The organism is Paraburkholderia sp. SECH4 (assembly GCF_030511745.1).
In the GTDB taxonomy this organism is placed as follows: domain Bacteria; phylum Pseudomonadota; class Gammaproteobacteria; order Burkholderiales; family Burkholderiaceae; genus Paraburkholderia; species Paraburkholderia madseniana.
This window is the reverse complement of record NZ_JALOCP010000008.1, coordinates 58,257-75,901: the sequence shown is the minus strand read 5'-3', so window position 1 is coordinate 75,901 and position 17,645 is coordinate 58,257. Positions and strand designations below refer to the sequence as shown.

The 17,645-nt window shown below is 62.6% G+C and carries 16 protein-coding genes; 2 read left to right on the top strand and 14 right to left on the bottom strand.

Features of this window, described 5'->3' with window-relative positions; all coding sequences use genetic code 11:
* The first annotated feature begins 223 nt into the window (after positions 1-223).
* The gene (gene serB / locus M0D67_RS13765) at positions 224-1,063 is read left to right on the top strand and encodes a phosphoserine phosphatase SerB (RefSeq protein WP_154563105.1); all 840 of its coding nucleotides are present in this window, start codon (positions 224-226) and stop codon (positions 1,061-1,063) included.
* Positions 1,064-1,113: 50 nt separating this feature from the next.
* Here serB and M0D67_RS13760 read toward each other — a convergent pair whose 3' ends face one another.
* The 14 genes from M0D67_RS13760 to M0D67_RS13695 form a co-directional block, all read right to left on the bottom strand.
* On the bottom strand, positions 1,114-1,245 hold the full coding sequence (locus tag M0D67_RS13760; protein ID WP_266238934.1) for a hypothetical protein: 132 nt from the start codon (positions 1,243-1,245) through the stop codon (positions 1,114-1,116).
* 50 nt (positions 1,246-1,295) lie between these two features.
* Entirely contained in the window at positions 1,296-1,745 is a 450-nt protein-coding gene (locus tag M0D67_RS13755; protein WP_266238933.1) for a hypothetical protein, read from the bottom strand.
* 192 nt (positions 1,746-1,937) lie between these two features.
* Complete coding sequence (locus M0D67_RS13750) at positions 1,938-3,122, bottom strand: cystathionine beta-lyase (protein ID WP_154563101.1); 1,185 nt, start codon at positions 3,120-3,122, stop codon at positions 1,938-1,940.
* 14 nt (positions 3,123-3,136) lie between these two features.
* A complete protein-coding gene (locus M0D67_RS13745) occupies positions 3,137-3,811 on the bottom strand; it encodes a hypothetical protein (protein WP_154563099.1) in 675 nt (224 codons plus the stop codon).
* A 109-nt stretch (positions 3,812-3,920) separates the two neighbouring features.
* Positions 3,921-5,105, bottom strand: a complete 1,185-nt coding sequence (gene bktB, locus M0D67_RS13740; protein ID WP_154563097.1) for a beta-ketothiolase BktB — start codon at positions 5,103-5,105, stop codon at positions 3,921-3,923.
* Positions 5,106-5,180: 75 nt separating this feature from the next.
* Positions 5,181-6,176: a sugar kinase gene (locus tag M0D67_RS13735; protein WP_154563095.1), complete on the bottom strand. Its 996-nt coding sequence runs from the start codon at positions 6,174-6,176 to the stop codon at positions 5,181-5,183.
* Positions 6,177-6,179: 3 nt separating this feature from the next.
* Positions 6,180-7,571, bottom strand: a complete 1,392-nt coding sequence (gene rimO, locus M0D67_RS13730) for a 30S ribosomal protein S12 methylthiotransferase RimO (protein WP_154563093.1) — start codon at positions 7,569-7,571, stop codon at positions 6,180-6,182.
* 117 nt (positions 7,572-7,688) lie between these two features.
* The gene (locus M0D67_RS13725) at positions 7,689-8,747 is read right to left on the bottom strand and encodes a tRNA-dihydrouridine synthase (protein WP_171925730.1); all 1,059 of its coding nucleotides are present in this window, start codon (positions 8,745-8,747) and stop codon (positions 7,689-7,691) included.
* Positions 8,748-9,132: 385 nt separating this feature from the next.
* Positions 9,133-9,750, bottom strand: coding sequence for a polyhydroxyalkanoate synthesis repressor PhaR (gene phaR / locus M0D67_RS13720; protein WP_054039487.1), 618 nt, complete (start codon positions 9,748-9,750; stop codon positions 9,133-9,135).
* A 133-nt stretch (positions 9,751-9,883) separates the two neighbouring features.
* On the bottom strand, positions 9,884-10,624 hold the full coding sequence (locus tag M0D67_RS13715; protein ID WP_054039485.1) for a 3-ketoacyl-ACP reductase: 741 nt from the start codon (positions 10,622-10,624) through the stop codon (positions 9,884-9,886).
* Between the two features lie 220 nt (positions 10,625-10,844).
* A complete protein-coding gene (locus M0D67_RS13710; protein WP_154563089.1) occupies positions 10,845-12,026 on the bottom strand; it encodes an acetyl-CoA C-acetyltransferase in 1,182 nt (393 codons plus the stop codon).
* Between the two features lie 135 nt (positions 12,027-12,161).
* On the bottom strand, positions 12,162-13,976 hold the full coding sequence (gene phaC, locus M0D67_RS13705; RefSeq protein ID WP_166618236.1) for a class I poly(R)-hydroxyalkanoic acid synthase: 1,815 nt from the start codon (positions 13,974-13,976) through the stop codon (positions 12,162-12,164).
* A 621-nt stretch (positions 13,977-14,597) separates the two neighbouring features.
* The gene (pgeF, locus tag M0D67_RS13700) at positions 14,598-15,446 is read right to left on the bottom strand and encodes a peptidoglycan editing factor PgeF (protein ID WP_154563085.1); all 849 of its coding nucleotides are present in this window, start codon (positions 15,444-15,446) and stop codon (positions 14,598-14,600) included.
* Complete coding sequence (locus M0D67_RS13695) at positions 15,443-16,729, bottom strand: RluA family pseudouridine synthase (protein ID WP_266238932.1); 1,287 nt, start codon at positions 16,727-16,729, stop codon at positions 15,443-15,445. Before M0D67_RS13695 ends, pgeF begins: the two co-directional genes overlap by 4 nt.
* Positions 16,730-16,767: 38 nt before the next feature.
* Here M0D67_RS13695 and M0D67_RS13690 point away from each other — a divergent pair, with 38 nt between their 5' ends.
* On the top strand, positions 16,768-17,628 hold the full coding sequence (locus tag M0D67_RS13690) for an outer membrane protein assembly factor BamD (RefSeq protein ID WP_154563081.1): 861 nt from the start codon (positions 16,768-16,770) through the stop codon (positions 17,626-17,628).
* Positions 17,629-17,645: the final 17 nt, after the last annotated feature.

Below are 17,645 nucleotides of genomic sequence, written 5' to 3'. Positions count from 1 at the left end.
GTGGATTGCCCGAATGTATACGCGATGCGCCGGGCGATTGGCTTCCTGGCGGGTCGTTTGTTTGTCTATTGGCCAATTGCTGCCCGTCCGCTTGATGCCACTCGGGGATACCTGTTGCCCGTTCTCCGCTGCCCCTGCGGGCCGCACACCGCCGAACCGTTACAATGACGGGATTTTCCGCGCGCGTTGCGCGCCCGCCCTTTTCCGCGTCAATGCGTCGCCCATGAACCTCGTCATCCAAAGCACCGCGCCCCTTTCCGCCGATCACCACAAAACGCTTGTCGCGCTCGCGCGCGGCTCACGCGCCGCTGTCATCGACGCAAACGCGATTCGCATCGCCGACGCGAACGTTGCGCAGCGCGGCGACCTCGAGGTCTATTGCAGCACGCATCAGCTGGACTACGCGTTTGTCGAACCCGGGCGCCAGTTGCGTGACTTCGGCCTCGTCGCGATGGACATGGATTCGACGCTGATCACGATCGAATGCATCGACGAAATCGCCGACTTCTGCGGCTTGAAAGCAGAAGTCGCCGCGATTACCGAAGCGTCGATGCGCGGCGAAATCAAGGACTTCAACGAGAGCCTGACGCGCCGCGTGGCACTGCTCAAGGGGCTCGACGCCGGCGCGCTCGAACGCGTTTATGAAGAGCGGCTGCAACTTTCGCCGGGCGCCGAACGAATGCTGGCCGGCGCGAAGGCGGCGGGATTGAAAACGCTGTTGGTGTCCGGCGGATTCACGTTCTTCACCGAAAAACTGAAAGCCCGGCTCGGCCTCGATTTCACGCACGCGAACACGCTCGAAATCGTGGATGGAAAGTTGACCGGCAACGTAATCGGCGAGATCGTCAACGCCGACGTGAAGGCCCGCACGCTGCGCGAGACATGCGCCCAACTGGGCATCGAACCGACGCGCGCGATTGCGATGGGCGATGGGTCGAACGATCTGAAAATGATGGCGACGGCGGGACTTTCTGTGGCGTTCCGTGCGAAGCCGGTGGTGCGCGAAGCAGCCAGTGTGGCATTCAACCACGTTGGGCTGGATGGCTTGCTGCGCCTGTTCTGAAACCTGGTTTGCGCTGGCCGATGCAATGGCGGCCAGCGCCGGTGCGAGAATTATTTGTTGAGATGGGCGATCAGGAACATGCCCAACATGGAGATCCCAGTGACTCCGATCACGACGCCATGCCACTTCAGAACAAGGGCGTAGTTTTCGTCAGATTCCAGAAACGTGAATAGTTTATGCATGAGTGCCTCCTAAAAGGAGATCAGTATAAGAGCTGCGTTATCTAAAAAATCTAAATCATATGCACGTGTAGGATTGCAAACAGAGTAGCTGCAAGAGATGTTGCAAGAATCGAAATCGCAATGGGCACACGCGACAAGGCCCCCGTAGCAAACCGTTTCTGCCCGTCACGAATGCATGTAGCCGTCTGATCACGGCGTGTATTGACCAAAGACAACATCACGATATTCGAACAGACGAATGCCAGGATGCAGAATCCAGCAATGGCGCCCTCCAGCACAGGCACCGCGCCACGCCCAAGCTCCAGCGCAGTCACCGCCTCATAGACCGCCGCCGCGCACAGACCGATCGCACACCAGAACAGTTGGCCGTCTTTCACTGATGCGGCGATCAACGCCTTCGCGACGCGCCAGCCGTGCGTGGGTGCGACGAGCGCTAGCGTAAAGATCGGGCCGACAATCGGCACGCCAAGATTCAGTAACATCCAGAAAAATAGATTCATCGGAACTCACCATAGTGCGGCTACCGTTAGTTAAGTGCGCACCATCGTAGCGTCGAGATCCATCGCCGACCATTCGGCCGAATGGTTAGGCTTACTGGCTATCTTGACAAACCAAAAAGCCCATCGTGAACGCGTCACAATGGGCTTTCTCAACCTTCAGCAATCGGCAATCGGCAATCAGCGCTCAGGCGCTTAACCCAGCGCCGCCAGACACTGTTCGATATCCGCGCGCAAATCGGCCTCTTCTTCCAGGCCGATATAGAACCGTACCAGCGTGCCGCGATACGGCCATTGACCTTCCGTGCGCATCGAGGCGACGTCGTACGGCATCGCGAGACTGTGCGCTCCGCCCCAGCTCCAGCCGAGCGAAAACAGATCGAGCGACTCGCAGAACGTGTCGATTTGCGCCGCGCTGTAACGTGCGTCGAACACCACTGAGAACAGTCCGCCCGCGCCCGTAAAGTCGCGCTTGAAAAACTCATGCCCTGGACAGTCGGACAACGCCGGGTGCAGGACCGCGGCAATTTCCGGACGCGTCTTCAGCCAGGTGGCGAGGCCGAGCGCTGCACGGTCATGCTGTTCGAAACGCAAGCGCATGCTCGGCAGACTGCGCAGAATCAGCGAACAGTCATCCACCGACACACCGATACCCGTGCGCATGCGCGCTGCCTTCAGCTTCAGATGCAACTCGCGATCGACGGTGATCGTCGCGCCCATCAACACGTCGCCGCCGCCCGACTGGTACTTGGTCAACGCCTGCACCGAGATATCGACACCGTGATCGAACGGCCGGAAACCGAGCCCGGCCGACCAGGTATTGTCGATCGCCGTAACGACGTTGCGCGCACGCGCCACCGCGGTAATGGCGGGCACGTCGGGCACTTCCATCGTGACCGAACCGGGCGCTTCGAGCCAGATCAAACGCGTATTCGGCTGGATCAGATCCGCGATGCCCGCGCCGATCATCGGATCGTAGTAGCGTGCGGTGATGCCGAAATCGCGCGCCAGCCAGTCGCCGTGATCGCGGTTCGGCGAGTAGACGTTATCGGGAATCAGCACGTCGTCGCCGGCCTTCACGAGGCCGAAGTACACGTTCGAAATCGACGACAAGCCCGACGGCTGCAGCAACGCGTGATTACCGCCTTCGATGGTGGCAAGCCGCTGCGCCAGCGCGAGCGAAGTCGGCGTGGCGTGCAGGCCATAGCGCCATTGCGCGTCGTTTTTCCAGTCGAGCGCGCGCATCGTCGCGAGATCAGGGAAAACGACAGTCGAGGCGCGCGTCACCGGCATCGAGAAAGATTCGAAACCCGGCGTGAGTTGGTCTTCGGCGCGCACGACGCGGGTTTGCAGACCGCGTTTGAGTTTGGATTGGGTCATGGTGTAGGTAGACTTTATTCGCCGGTTTGCAGGTTGCTCACCCCGCCAACGGCGTGACCACCGCCTGTCGCCGAGGCGGGCGCTGCTGCGCTGCCGGCGGACGGCTGCGGCGCCACCGCAGTCTTGTTAGCGGCCTGACCGGCACTCGCTGATGCAGCCGGCACAGCCTGCCCCGCTGCCAGTGGTTTCAGATCGAACGGCTGCGGGCTGGAATCGTCGACGTTCATCCGGTCGCCCGCCACCGAACCGTCGGCGGCAAACTTGCCCACCCAGTTGCCGGTGATATGCGTGCCGTCGTTCGATTCCTCGACTTCGAGCGTATCGCCGTCGCGGTCACCCGCGATCAGGATCACCTCGCCGGTGTCTGTGTACTGATACTCGCCGTGCACGCCGGCCGGATCGTCGGTTTTCGCGCCAAGTCGCAGCACGATCTGCCGCGAGCCCAGCATGCCGGCGTAACGCGGAAACTTCGCGAATTCGGGGCTCGGCTTGAGCGGCAACTGAATCGGCGGGGGCGCCGCCAGCTCCTTCACCGCGTCGCTTTCCGCCCATGCCTGCGCGGGCAGCACAGCCCCGGCGCCGGCACACAGCAATGCGGCCGCGCTCACTACGCCCCGAAGGACGTGCCTCTGGAGGACTGCCCAAGCGCGCCGACGCGTCGCACCCTTCATCGCTTTGGATTCCTGCATCCGTTCTTTCCTTGTTGCCTGATACTGCTCGATACTGGTTTGCTACCCGGCTTCGTTCGACGGGGACAACGTGACGCCTCGCGTGGCGTCACGTTGTCCCGCCTCGGCTTCAGATCCGTTCGAAGATCGCCGCGATGCCCTGCCCGCCACCGATACACATCGTCACCAGCGCATAGCGGCCGCCAACCCGCTGCAACTCATACAAGGCCTTGACCGTGATCAGTGCGCCGGTTGCGCCGATCGGGTGGCCGAGCGAAATGCCCGAACCGTTCGGATTGACCTTGGCCGGATCAAGACCGAGTTCCTTGCTGACCGCGCACGCCTGAGCGGCAAACGCTTCGTTCGCTTCGATCACATCCAGATCGGCGACCGTCAGACCGGCGCGTTCGAGCGCCTTGCGGGTTGCCGGCACCGGGCCGATACCCATGTAGGCCGGATCGACGCCCGCATGCGCGTACGAAACCAGCCGTGCCAACGGCTTGATCCCGCGCTTTTCAGCGACGCTGCGTTCCATCAGCACGACCGCCGCGGCGGCGTCATTGATGCCCGAGGCGTTGCCGGCCGTCACCGTGCCGTTTTCCTTTGCGAACACCGGCTTCAACTTGGAGAAGTCTTCGGCCGTCGCGTTCATGCGCGTGTGCTCATCCGTATCGAATACGACATCGCCCTTCTTCGACGGGATCGTGATCGGCAGGATCTGGTCCTTGAAGTAGCCGCTCGTAATCGCATTGGCCGCGCGGCGATGCGATTCGAGCGCGAGTGCATCCTGCGTCTCGCGCGAGATGTCGTATTTGCGGGCGACGTTCTCGGCGGTCACGCCCATATGGATCGACTGGAACGGGTCGCTCAACGCGCCGACCATCATGTCGACGAGGCGCGCATCGCCCATGCGCTGACCGAAGCGCGCAGCCGGCATGGAGTACGGCGCGCGGCTCATGTTTTCCGCGCCGCCGCCGATCGCGATGTCGGCGTCGCCGAGCAGCACGCTTTGCGCGGCTGAGACGATGGCCTGCAAGCCCGAGCCGCACAGACGGTTGACGGTCAACGCAGGCGCATGTTGCGCGACGCCGCCGTTGATCGCGGCCACCCGGGCCAGATACATGTCTTTCGGTTCGGTATGCACGACGTTGCCGAACACCACGTGACCGACTTCGTCGCCCGACACGTTCGCGCGCGCCAGCGCTTCACGCACGACGCGTGCGCCCAGATCGGTCGGCGGAAAATCCTTCAGACTGCCCCCAAAACCGCCGATTGCCGTACGTACACCGCTTACCACCACTACGTCTCGTTGCATCGCTCGCTCCTGTTTAGTGTCTCAAGATGATCTTGTCCTGACCGGCTGCGGGGCGCGCCTCGCAGCGCGTTACTGTCAGCCGGCCAGGATGTGTTCGACCGTCGCGCGCGAAGGGATCGGCGCGACCGCGCCGTAACCTTGCGTGGACAGTGCCGCGGCGCAGTTCGCATAACGCGCCGCTTGAAACGGATCGTCACCCGCCACGATGCGCGCGATAAACGCGCCGCCGAAGCAGTCCCCCGCGCCGGTCGCATCGACCGCGTTGACGACGTGGCCCGGCACGACGCGCCGCTCATCCGGCGTGGCGATATACGAACCTTCCTTGCCGAGCTTGAGCGCCACGACACGCGGACCATGCGACAGCAGAAAGTCGACGATCTCGTCGCGGCCAGTCAAGCCGGTCAGTTCGGTGACGTCGTCCCAGCTCGGTAGGCAAATGTCGGTGTGACGAATGGCTTCGAGCATCACCGCACGCGCTCTTGCGAGCGGCCACAGCTTCAAACGAAGATTGGTGTCGAAACTCACGCGCACACCGTTCGCTCGTGCATGCTCGATCGCCGCCAACGCGGCGTCGCAGGCGCTCAGGCTGATCGCGAGGCTGATGCCGGACAAATGGATGACTTTGGCCGCGGCGATCGCATCGAGCGGCAAATTGTGCGGCGCGTAGCGGCTCGCGGCCGAACCCGCGCGCAGATAGTCGAACGCGTGACCTGCGGGACCGTGCGAGACGAAATAGACGCCGGTGGGCGCGTGCGGATCGACGCGCACGAGCGACGTCTCGACCTGCTCGCGTTCCCACAGATCGATCAGGAGACGCCCGAAATGGTCGCTGCCCACGGCCGACGCGAAACCCGTCTTCGCGCCCTGCCGTGCTGCCGCAATGCAGAAGTTCGACGTATCGCCGCCGAAGCCTTGCAGATAGTTCGGCTGATCTTTAGCCGACTGGTTGAACTCGATCATCGCCTCGCCAAACGCGAGGATCTCCGGAGGCCGGCTCTCCGGGTGCTGGGCTGCCGGGGACCAGGTTGCCGGGGTCCGGCCTTCCGGCGTGCCGGCTGTGCTCACCGTCATCGCTTAGACCTCGCCCCACAGATCGTGACCGTCGGCGCCGGTGATCTTCACCGAGACAAAATCGCCGACCTTATAACGCTTCGACGCCTTGGTGGCCGGCGCGATATACACGACGCCGTCGATCTCGGGCGCATCCGCCGCGGTGCGGCCGATGCCGCCGTCGGCATTGATCTCGTCGACCAGCACTTTCAGCGTTTTGCCGACCTTCTTCGCAATCCGTTTGGCCGACACTTCTTCGGCCACTTCCATGAAACGCGCACGGCGCTCTTCACGCACTTCGTCGGGCAACGCACCGTCGAGTTCATTGGCGCTCGCGCCTTCGACCGGCGAATAAGCAAAGCAGCCGACCCGATCCAGTTCCGCCTCGCGGATGAAATCGAGCAGCGTCTGGAATTGCTCTTCGGTCTCGCCCGGAAAGCCGGCGATGAACGTGCTGCGGATCGTCAGATCGGGGCAGATTTCGCGCCACGCCTTCACGCGCTCCATCACCTTCTCGGCATTGGCCGGACGCTTCATGCGCTTCAACACTTCCGGATGCGCGTGCTGGAACGGCACATCCAGATACGGCAGCACGTGGCCCTTGAACGGGCCTTCGGCCATCATCGGAATGACTTCGTCGACGCTCGGATACGGATACACGTAATGCAAACGTACCCATGCGCCGTATTGCGCCGCGAGTTCGCCAAGCGCGCCGACCAGATCGGTCATGCGCGTCTTGATCGGCTTGCCGTTCCAGAAACCGGTGCGGTATTTCACGTCGACGCCGTATGCGCTCGTATCCTGCGAAATCACGAGCAGTTCCTTCACGCCGGACTTGAACAGGTTCTCCGCCTCGAGCATCACGTCCGCGACCGGGCGCGACACGAGGTCGCCGCGCATTGACGGGATGATGCAGAACGTGCAGCGGTGGTTGCAGCCTTCGGAAATCTTGAGGTAAGCGTAGTGACGCGGCGTGAGCTTCACGCCGGCAGCCGGCACCAGATCGATGAACGGATCGTGCGGCTTCGGCAGATGATTGTGCACCGCCTGCATCACTTCGCCCAACGCGTGCGGGCCGGTCACGGCCAGCACCTTCGGATGCACTTCTTCGATCAGATTCGAACCGCTCGCGCTCTGCTTGGCACCGAGGCAGCCCGTGACGATCACCTTGCCGTTTTCGCTGAGCGCTTCGCCGATCGCGTCGAGGCTTTCCTGCACCGCTTCGTCGATGAAGCCGCACGTGTTGACGACGACGAGGTCCGCGCCGTCGTACGTGCCGGAGATCTCGTAGCCCTCGGCGCGCAACTGCGTGATGATCTGCTCGGAATCGACAAGCGCTTTAGGACAGCCGAGGCTGACGAAACCGACCTTCGGAGTCGAAGGGGTCGGCACGGCGGGGGAAATGGTCTGCGACATAGGATGGATCCGGCGTATAGCGGTGACGATGGCGACAAATGGGGACGGTGCGGCAAGGCCAAGGGCCCGATGGTCAGACAGACCACAGCCCGGACAACGTCCCGCGCACGCAACCCTTTATTGTACCGCGCCGGCGACCGTGCAGTCGGCCAGGTAGCGGGGCGTTGCCGGATCGGCGAGGCCAAGGGCCGCGTGTTGATGTGCCGGCATCGGGATCAAGCCACCGAGTGCCTGGGCGCGCTCGATCACGTCAAGAATGTCACGCGAATCATGGAGGCGCCGGATGGCTGCATGCAGCTCGGCAGCCTGCGGCCACGTCCGTTTCAGATAACTGAGCCACATTTTGACGCGTCCGTGCTCATGGCGGGCAGCGACACGGGCTTGCAATTTTCTCAGGTAGTCGGCGAGCAAACCGAGCACGGCCGGCCATTCCTCGCCGGAAGACGTCCGCTCCATCAGACCGCGTATGCGCAATGCCAGAAAAGGGTCCGACACGGCGCCCCGCCCGATCATTACGTCCGCACAGCCGCTGACCGCCCGGCACCGCTCCCAGTCGGCCACCGTCCAGACTTCTCCGTTGGCCGTGACCGGCACGTCCACGGCGTCGTCGATTCGCGCGATCCACTCCCAGTGGGCCGGCGGCCGGTAGCCATGGTCGCGCGTTCTGGCATGCACGACGAGCGAGGCCGCGCCGCCTTCCGCCAGTGCCGTGGCACAGTCGATCGCAAGCGATGTATCTGACACGCCGAGCCGCATTTTTGCTGTCACAGCGATGCCGGCAGGCACCGCGGCGCGAACGGAAGAAACAATCCGGTTCAGTTGTTCAGGGTGCGCGAGCAGCATCGCGCCGCCACCGTGCCGGTTGACGACTTTGGCAGGACAGCCGAAGTTCAGATCGAGTCCATGCGGCGACAAACTGGCCGCCTGGGCCGCATTCAGCGCCATCCATTCAGGATCGCTACCTAGAAGTTGGATCACCATCGGCGTGCCGCCGGGTGTGCGTCCTCCGTGGAGGACTTCGGGTGTATCCCTCTCGTAGACACGCTCGGGAAGCACGGAGCCCGTCACCCGGACGAATTCGGACACGCAGCCGTCGAATCCGCCCGTGCTGGTCAGCACGTCGCGCAACACGTAGTCCGCAAGCCCTTCCATGGGCGCAAGAAACAGCCGGCTCATGTGGGAACGGCGCCCAAGCTGCTTCTGCAAATCTTGCGGTCAGCCAAAGCTGACAAATCCGGCCTTCGGAATCGAAAGCGTGGGGGCGGTAGGGAAAACAGTCTGCGACATAGATGGGGCTGGGATACAGCGGTGGCGACGGTGACAAATGGGACGCTGCGACACGGCCTGAGGGGTAACGGGATCAAAAGGATCTCGAGGACCACACCCCGCAACAGCGCCGGCGCACGCAACCTGTGATTGTACCGCGCCCATCCGCCTGCGCCCGGCGCGCAGGCCGCCGTGGTCCACCCGCCGCCTCATCGTGCGACGGGCACACCACCCCTGCGCCGTTTGGCCATGGGGCCGACGCGTAAAGACGCGCCCACCGCGCAGCGTCGCGCCGTTACTTCTTCTCCGGCTCCGGATTGGTTTGCGGCGTAGCCGGCGTAGCCGGTCCGCCTGCCGCATTCACCGGACCGCCTGGCGTGAACGGGAAGGTGGCGAACATCGATTTCGCCTGGTTCTGCATCTGCTCCTGCATCTGCACGAACATGTTCTTCGACTGTTCGATGTAGCTGGTCATCATGCCCTGCATCATGGGTGCCTGCATGTTCATGAATTGCGACCAGACTTCGGGGTTCATCGCCTTGCCTTCGTACAGATTCTTCGACTGGTCGGCGAGCTTCGCCTGAATGTCGATGAAGGCCTGGATGTTCTTCTCCAGATACGTGCCCATCATGCCTTGCATGGCATGGCCGTAGAAACGGATGATCTGCGACAGCATCGACGACGAGAACATCGGCAAGCCGCCGCTCTCCTCTTCGAGAATGATCTGCAACAGGATGGCGCGCGTCAGATCCTCGTTGCTCTTCGCATCGATGACCTTGAAATCCTCCTGATCCAGCACGAGCTGCTTAACGTCCGTCAGCGTGATGTACGTGCTTGTCTCGGTATCGTAGAGCCGGCGATTCGGGTACTTCTTGATCAATCGTTCGGCTGTTTTCTTTGTAGTAGTGGTCATGTAACGCCTTTGAGCGCGAGTTGAGCGCGGAAACGGCGTCATGCCGGCGCACAATCGGGCAATTGTGCAGCCGGGACGCCGCCGGAACCATCTGAGCCGAAGCACGCTGCCTTGTGAGCGGCGTGCCGGTGACTCAGCCCATATGCAAACCACCGTTCAGCGAAAAATCCGCGCCCGTGGAGAAACCCGATTCGTCCGAGGCGAGCCATGCCACGATCGAGCCGATTTCCTGCGGCTGACCGAGACGGCGCACCGGGATCGTTGCAACGATCTTTTCCAGCACGTCCGGGCGGATCGACTTGACCATATCGGTGCCGATGTAGCCAGGCGATACGGTGTTGACCGTCACGCCCTTGGTGGCCACTTCCTGCGCCAGCGACATCGTGAAGCCGTGAATGCCGGCCTTCGCGGTCGAGTAGTTGGTCTGGCCGAACTGCCCCTTCTGGCCGTTCACCGACGAAATGTTGATGACCCGCCCGAAGCCGCGCTCGACCATCCCGTCGATCACCTGCTTCGTGACGTTGAAGAGGCTGGTCAGGTTGGTGTCGATCACCGCCGTCCAGTCTTCGTGCGTCATCTTGCGGAACACGACGTCGCGCGTGATGCCTGCGTTGTTCACCAGCACGTCGATCTCACCGACTTCGGCCTTGACCTTGTCGAACGCCGCCTTGGTCGATTCCCAATCGCCGACATTGCCTTCGGACGCAATGAAATCGTAGCCGAGTGCCTTCTGCTCTTCGAGCCACTTCACGCGGCGCGGCGAGTTCGGGCCACAGCCGGCGACTACCTTGAAGCCCTCTTTGTGCAGACGCTGGCAAATGCTTGTGCCGATGCCACCCATCCCGCCCGTTACGTACGCAATTCGCTGTGTCATAAACCACACTCCGTTTTTCGTTTTCGAGGTGCCGACCGGCTACCTCTTCCCTCGCCTGTGCTTCATCTCCACTGCCGCCGGGCGACCGGCCGACGAGGCCATTGCTCACCGCGCGCTACCTGCTGCAATGTGGCGCGCGGCAACCCTGCTTACCGCCTGCTAAAACCTATCTAAGCCTGCTTGAGCCGACAACCTGAGGCCCCAGGGACTTGGAGGTCTATCAAGCGCGTTCGAGCGCCAGCGCCACGCCCATGCCGCCGCCGATACACAGCGACGCCAGACCCTTCTTCGCATCGCGCTTCTGCATTTCATGCAGCAGCGTGACGAGAATCCGGGCGCCGGACGCACCGATCGGATGGCCGATCGCAATCGCGCCGCCGTTCACGTTGATCTTCGACGTGTCCCAGCCCATTTGCTGATTCACGGCGCACGCCTGTGCGGCAAACGCTTCGTTGATTTCCATCAAGTCCAGATCGGCCGGCGTCCAGCCCGCACGTTCGAGACAACGGCGCGATGCGGGCACCGGACCCATGCCCATCACCTTCGGGTCCAGACCCGAGGTGGCGTACGCCTTGATGCGCGCGAGCGGCGTGAGGCCGAGCGCTTCAGCCTTCTTCGCCGACATCACCACCACCGCCGCCGCGCCGTCGTTCAGACCCGACGCATTGGCCGCCGTCACCGAGCCTTCCTTCGAGAATGCCGGCTTCAGACCCGCCAGCGATTCAGCCGTCACGCCGTGACGCACGAACTCGTCCGTTGCGAAACGCAGCGGCTCACCCTTACGTTGCGGAATTTCGACCGGCACGATTTCGTCGTTAAAACGGCCCGACTTCTGCGCGGCTTCCGCCTTGTTCTGCGACAGCGCCGCGAACGCATCCTGCTGCTCGCGCGTGATGCCGTATTCCTTGGCGACGTTTTCTGCCGTCACGCCCATGTGGTACTGGTTGTAGACGTCCCACAGGCCGTCGACGATCATCGAATCGATCAGCTTGGCGTCGCCCATGCGGAAACCGTCGCGCGAGCCAGGCAGCACGTGCGGCGCGGCGCTCATGTTTTCCTGACCGCCGGCGATCACGATGTCCGCGTCGCCCGCGATGATCGCGTTGGCCGCCAGCATCACGGCCTTCAGGCCCGAGCCGCACACCACGTTGATCGTCATGCCGGGCACCGCCGTGGGCAGCCCCGCCTTGATCAGCGACTGACGCGCCGGGTTCTGACCCGAGCCTGCCGTCAGCACCTGCCCCAGAATGACTTCGCTGACCTGCTCAGGCTTCAGACCAGACCGTTCGAGCACGGCACGAATCACGGTAGCGCCGAGTTCAGGCGCAGCGATCTTCGCCAGCGACCCACCGAATTTGCCAACTGCCGTACGGGCGGCCGATACGATCACAACATCAGTCATTTCCATATCCTCCGGGACATCGGCTAAATACGCCGCTGCCCGTCAAGTTAAAAATCTTGTTGCCAATGCGCCCTTGCATATATCAGGACGCGCACTCATACCGCCACACCACCGCGCCCTCAGGCGCGCTGAAGCCTACTCCCGTTGCCGCACATATCGCCCTGGCGCCGGTTCGATCACCGGGAATTCGGCGGAGCCGGCCGTGGCGCGTGGCTTCACTTTCTTGCCGCCATACTGGTCAAGCCACGTGGTCCATTCCGGCCACCAGCTACCGGGCACTTCGGTCGCCTGGTCGAGCCATTCGTCCGGGCTTTCCGGCAGCGTCTTGACGTCGCCCTCCAGCGCCCAGTAGTTACGCTTTTTCTTTGCCGGCGGATTGATCACGCCAGCGATATGACCCGACGCGCCGAGCACGAACTTCAACGGTCCGGAGAGCAGCGGCACCGACGCATAGGCGGTTTGCCACGGCACGATATGGTCTTCGCGTGAACCGTAGATAAAGGTGGGCACGTCGATCTTCGAGAGGTCGACCGGCTCGCCGCAGGTGGTCACCGCGCCCGGCTCGCGCAGACGATTCTCGAGATACGTGTTGCGCAGATACCAGACATACATCGGCCCCGGCAGACTCGTCGAATCGCTGTTCCAGTACAGCAGATCGAACGGTACCGGCGTGCGCCCTTTGAGGTAATTGTCGACGACGTAGTTCCACACCAGATCGTTCGGCCGCAGGAACGAGAAGGTGTTGGCGAATTCGATGCCGCGCATCAATCCGGGCTTGCCGCCGTTCTTTCCGCCGATGGTCTGCTCGCGCATCTGCACATGCGCCTCATCGACGAATACGTCGAGCACGCCCGTGTCCGAGAAATCGAGCATCGCGGTGAGCAAGGTCATCGACGCAGCCGGATGCTCGCCGCGCGCGGCCGCCACCGCCAGCGCCGTGGCGAGCATGGTGCCGCCCACGCAGAAACCCAGCGTGTTGATTTGCTCGCGGCCGCTGATCTTGCTAACCGTTTCGATCGCCTTGAGCACGCCTTCGCTGACGTAGTCGTCCCACGTCTTGCCTGCGATCGATGCGTCCGCATTGCGCCACGAAATCAGAAACACCTGATGACCCGAATCGAGTCCGTGCGCGACCAGCGAATTCTCCGGCTGCAGATCGAGAATGTAGAACTTGTTGATGCAAGGCGGCACGATCAGCAACGGCCGCTCACGCACGGTGGCCGTGCGCGGCTTGTACTGGATCAACTGAATGAGGTCGTTCTCGAACACCACTGAGCCTTCGGTGTTCGCGAGATTTTCGCCGACCACGAAACGCGATTCGTCCGTCTGCGAAATCTTGCCGCGCTGCATGTCGCCCAGCAGATTCATCACGCCCTGGCGCAAGCTCTCGCCCTTGCTATCGAGCAAGGTCTTTTGCGCTTCCGGATTCAACGCGAAGAAATTGCTCGGCGATGCGGCTGCGGTCCATTGCTGAACCGCGAACCGAACGCGCTCGCGCATCTTCGGTTCAGTTTCGAGCGCGTCGACCATTTCCTGCAGATAGCGCGCGTTCAACAAATACCACGCAGCGGTAAATGCATAGGCCGGGGTCGCGCTCCACGCGTCGGAACTGAAGCGGCGGTCCTTGAGTTCGGGGGCTTTCGCCGTGGAGGTGGTTGCCTGCTGGATCAGTTCCATCGCCTCGCGCGAATAATCGGCTTGCAGCTTTTGCAGGCGCTCCGATGGAATCGCGGCGCTCGGAATGTTGAGTCCGGCGAATGACGGCATTGACGGCAGGGATCCCGCAGCCAGTTTGCTGAAGTCAGGCATACCGGGGAACGACGGCATCTGCGGCAAGCCCATTTGCGGCATCTGGGGCACTTGCGGCATCTGGAAAGGCATGTCACTGCCGCCGGGCGGCGTGCCCAGCGACCGCCATGCGTTCATCCAGGCGTCCAATAACTGCTGCATGCCTGCGGCTGGTGATGCGCCGCTCGTACCGGCCTGCTGCGTGTGCTCCGTCGAGGAGTCCGTGCTGGGAGAAGCTGAGGAATGTGATGCTGCCATACCTGCTTTTGACCGGTAAGTCCTTGCGGACGGGTTGAGAGGCAGGTTCATGCGCACGTGGGCGATTGCTCGCGACCTCGTCACGCCCTGTCCCATGTACGAGGAGCTGTGAGGAACATTCTTGCTCCCCATCGCAAGGCATGTCAATGCTTGTTCCCGATTTTGCCGCAGTGCGATAGTTTTTTAATTATCGTTTTCCCTGTATAGCAGATCGCGCTTTTGGAACATGGGTTGATAAGTGCCCGCATAAGCAAAAAAAGCTCCCGTATTGCATGGGCTTATGTGTATTTACGCGCATTTATCCGTTCACCCGCGGGCACTTTTAGCGGCAGATTAACTCATGCGCGGCAAAATCCGGCAGCGCAGCAAAAACACGCAACGCGCCTCCGAATAAACCCTCATACGGATGCTCGCAGGAAGACGTCGCGCCGGTCGAGGCAACGGCGAGAAGCGCCACGGCCGCATGATTGCGCTGACAAAACAAAGCGCCATCATGCGGCCGTGCGTGGATGATTGAGTGCCGGACTAATGCGTAGCCTGATCGTCCAGCCAGATCAGCGCGGCCATGCGCCCTGTCTCGCGATCACGGCGATAGGAATAGAAACGATCACGTTGCGTGACCGTACACAGATCGCCGCCAATAACGCGCGTCACGCCGAGCCGTTGCAAGCGCAAACGCGCCAGCGCCGTGAGATCGGCGAGATATTTGCCGGGGGTTTGCGGATGCGTAATGAATGCATTTGCGGTGGCGTCGCGTTGCGCGCCGCCCACGCCGTTCATGAAGGCGTCACGCACATCTGCACCCACCTCGAATGCGTCCGGTCCGATCGCCGGACCCAGGTAGGCATGCAACGATGCGGCCTCCACGCCGGCGAGAGCGGCGACGCGCTGCGCGGTCTGCTCGACGATACCCGCGGCCAAACCACGCCAGCCGGCATGGGCCGCGCCGACCGCGCGTCCCGCTTCGTCGCACAACAGCACCGGCATGCAATCGGCGATCATCACGACACACACCGTGCCGGGCCGATCGGTGACGCTAGCGTCCGCTCGGGTCGGCGTACCGCTTGCATGAGTCTGCGCGATCGCATCTTCCGCGCGCACGATGCCCGCGCCGTGAATCTGTTCGAGCCACGCGGCCTCGCCTACGCCTGCCAGACTCAGCAAGCGTGCGCGATTGGTTGCGACCGCGGCGGGATCGTCACCGCTTTTCATCCCCAGATTCAGGCCGCCAGGCTGGTCAGCGCCATCCTGCCAACGGCCGAACGGCGGCTCGCTCACGCCCCCGTTGCGCGTGGTGACGAGCGCGCGCACACGCGGCGACACGTTCCATGCGGGTTGCACAACATCGGCAAAGCTCAGCGCGGGCAAGCTCATGCGTGACCGTCCTCGTCGTGTTCGTCGTCGTGATCCTGGTCTTCGTCGTGATCGTCGTCGCTGTGTGCGCCGTCTTCATCGATGTCGTCGTCCAGCGAAGCGTCGTAGTCGTCTTCCTCGTAGTACGTCTCGTCGAACTCGCCTGCATCGTCACGCCCCAAGCCAAGCGCCGCCGACAGCACCTGCATGTCTTCCGGTGCATCGGCGCGCCATTGCATGGTCCGGCCGGTTTTCGGGTGGATCAGACCGAGGCGCCATGCATGCAACGCCTGACGCGCGAAACCGTCCGGCAACGGCGTCACCGAGCGCTTGCCGCGCGCGCGCCCATAAATCGGATCGCCGAGCAGCGGATGGCCGATATGCGCACAATGCACGCGAATCTGATGGGTGCGACCGGTTTCCAGATCGCAATGAATCGCGGTGACTGGCTGACGCTGCCAGATCGCCGTGTCCACGCGCCGGAAATGCGTGCGCGCCGCTTTGCCCGATGCGCTCGTCACCACCGCCATGCGCGTGCGTTCGCGCGGATCGCGGCCAATCGGCGCGTCGATCGTGCCTTCTTCGGGCATGTTGCCCCACACCAGCGCGAGATAACGGCGCTTCACCGTGCGTGCCTGGAGCTGGCGCACCAGATCCGTCTGCGCCTCGAGCGTGCGCGCCACCACCATCAGTCCGGACGTTTCCTTGTCGAGCCGATGCACGATACCGGCGCGCGGCAGGCCTGCCGCGGCGTCGCCGTAGCGGTACAGCAGGCCGTTAAGAACGGTGCCGCTCCAGTTGCCGGCCGCCGGATGCACGACCATGCCGGCCGGCTTGTTGATGACCACCAGCGTGTCGTCCTCGTAGACGATTTCGAGCGGCACCGGCTCAGGCGTGAACGCGAGTTGTTCAGGCAGCAGATCGGGCACGAGCTCTATGGTGGCCCCAAGCGGTACCGGCTGACGGATTTTGGCCGGCTTGCCGTCGATGCGCACCCGCTCCGATTCGATCCAGCTTTGCAGCCGGTTACGTGAAAACTCCGGAAAGATTCGGGCGAGCACCTTGTCGAGGCGTTCGCCGGCCAGTTCGTCGGGCACGACGACGCTGCGCGGCGACTCGTCCGCCACGGGGCTCGCCACCGTCGGCACCCTGCTTTGCGGGCCGGCAGCGGCAAGCGCGTCGCTGCCGAGATCGTCGTCGAGTGAATCGACGCCCAACGCGTCGGAGGGGTCAGCGCTTACGCTATAATCTTTGTTGCTATTCCCGGCACCGGTTGCGGCGCCTGGAGTATTTGAGCGGGTCATTGAGTCTGGGTCACCTGGACGTAAAGCTAGACTGGAAAATGCGAGCCTTGAACACCATCACTAAAGCGGCGATCAATTTGGCGGTCATCAAGAAGATGGCCCGGAAAGTGGCCGGATACATTGCGTGCGCCGCAGCCGTCGCCGTTGTTGCGGCTTGCCACGGCCTGCCGGAAAAGACCGACGAGACGGCTACGTGGAACAACAACAAATTATATACGGAGGCGAACGACGCTCTGACCGGTGGTGATTTCGGCAAGTGCGCCAAGTATTTCGAGATGCTCGAAGGCCGTGATCCGTTCGGCCACTTTGCCCAGCAAGCGCAGATCAACGTCGCGTATTGCAACTGGAAAGATAACGAAAACGCCGCCGCCGACCAGGCGATCGACCGCTTCATCCAGTTGCACCCGGATCACCCGGACATCGCGTACGCGTACTACCTGAAGGGCATGATCCACTTCAACGACGACCTCGGTCTGTTCGGCCGCTTCTCCGGCCAGGACATGAGCGAGCGCGATCCGAAGTCGCTGCGCGAGTCGTATGACGCGTTCAAGATCGTGGTCGACAAGTACCCGAACAGCAAGTATGCACCGGACGCCGCGCAACGCATGCGCTATATCGTGAACGCGCTGGCGTCGCACGAAGTTCATGCGGCGGATTATTACTACCGCCGTGGCGCGTATGTCGCCGCGATCAACCGCGCGCAACTGGCGCTGAAGGAATACAAGAACGCGCCGGCTATCGAAGACGCACTGCACATCATGATGCTGTCGTATGAGAAGCTGAACCAGCCGCAAATGGCCGACGACACGAAGCGCATTCTGGCCGGCACCTTCCCCGACAGCCCGTACATCACGGGCCATGCAAGGCCGGGTAAGGAAAAGTCGTGGTGGCAGTTCTAAGCCTCGACCAGCTGCTG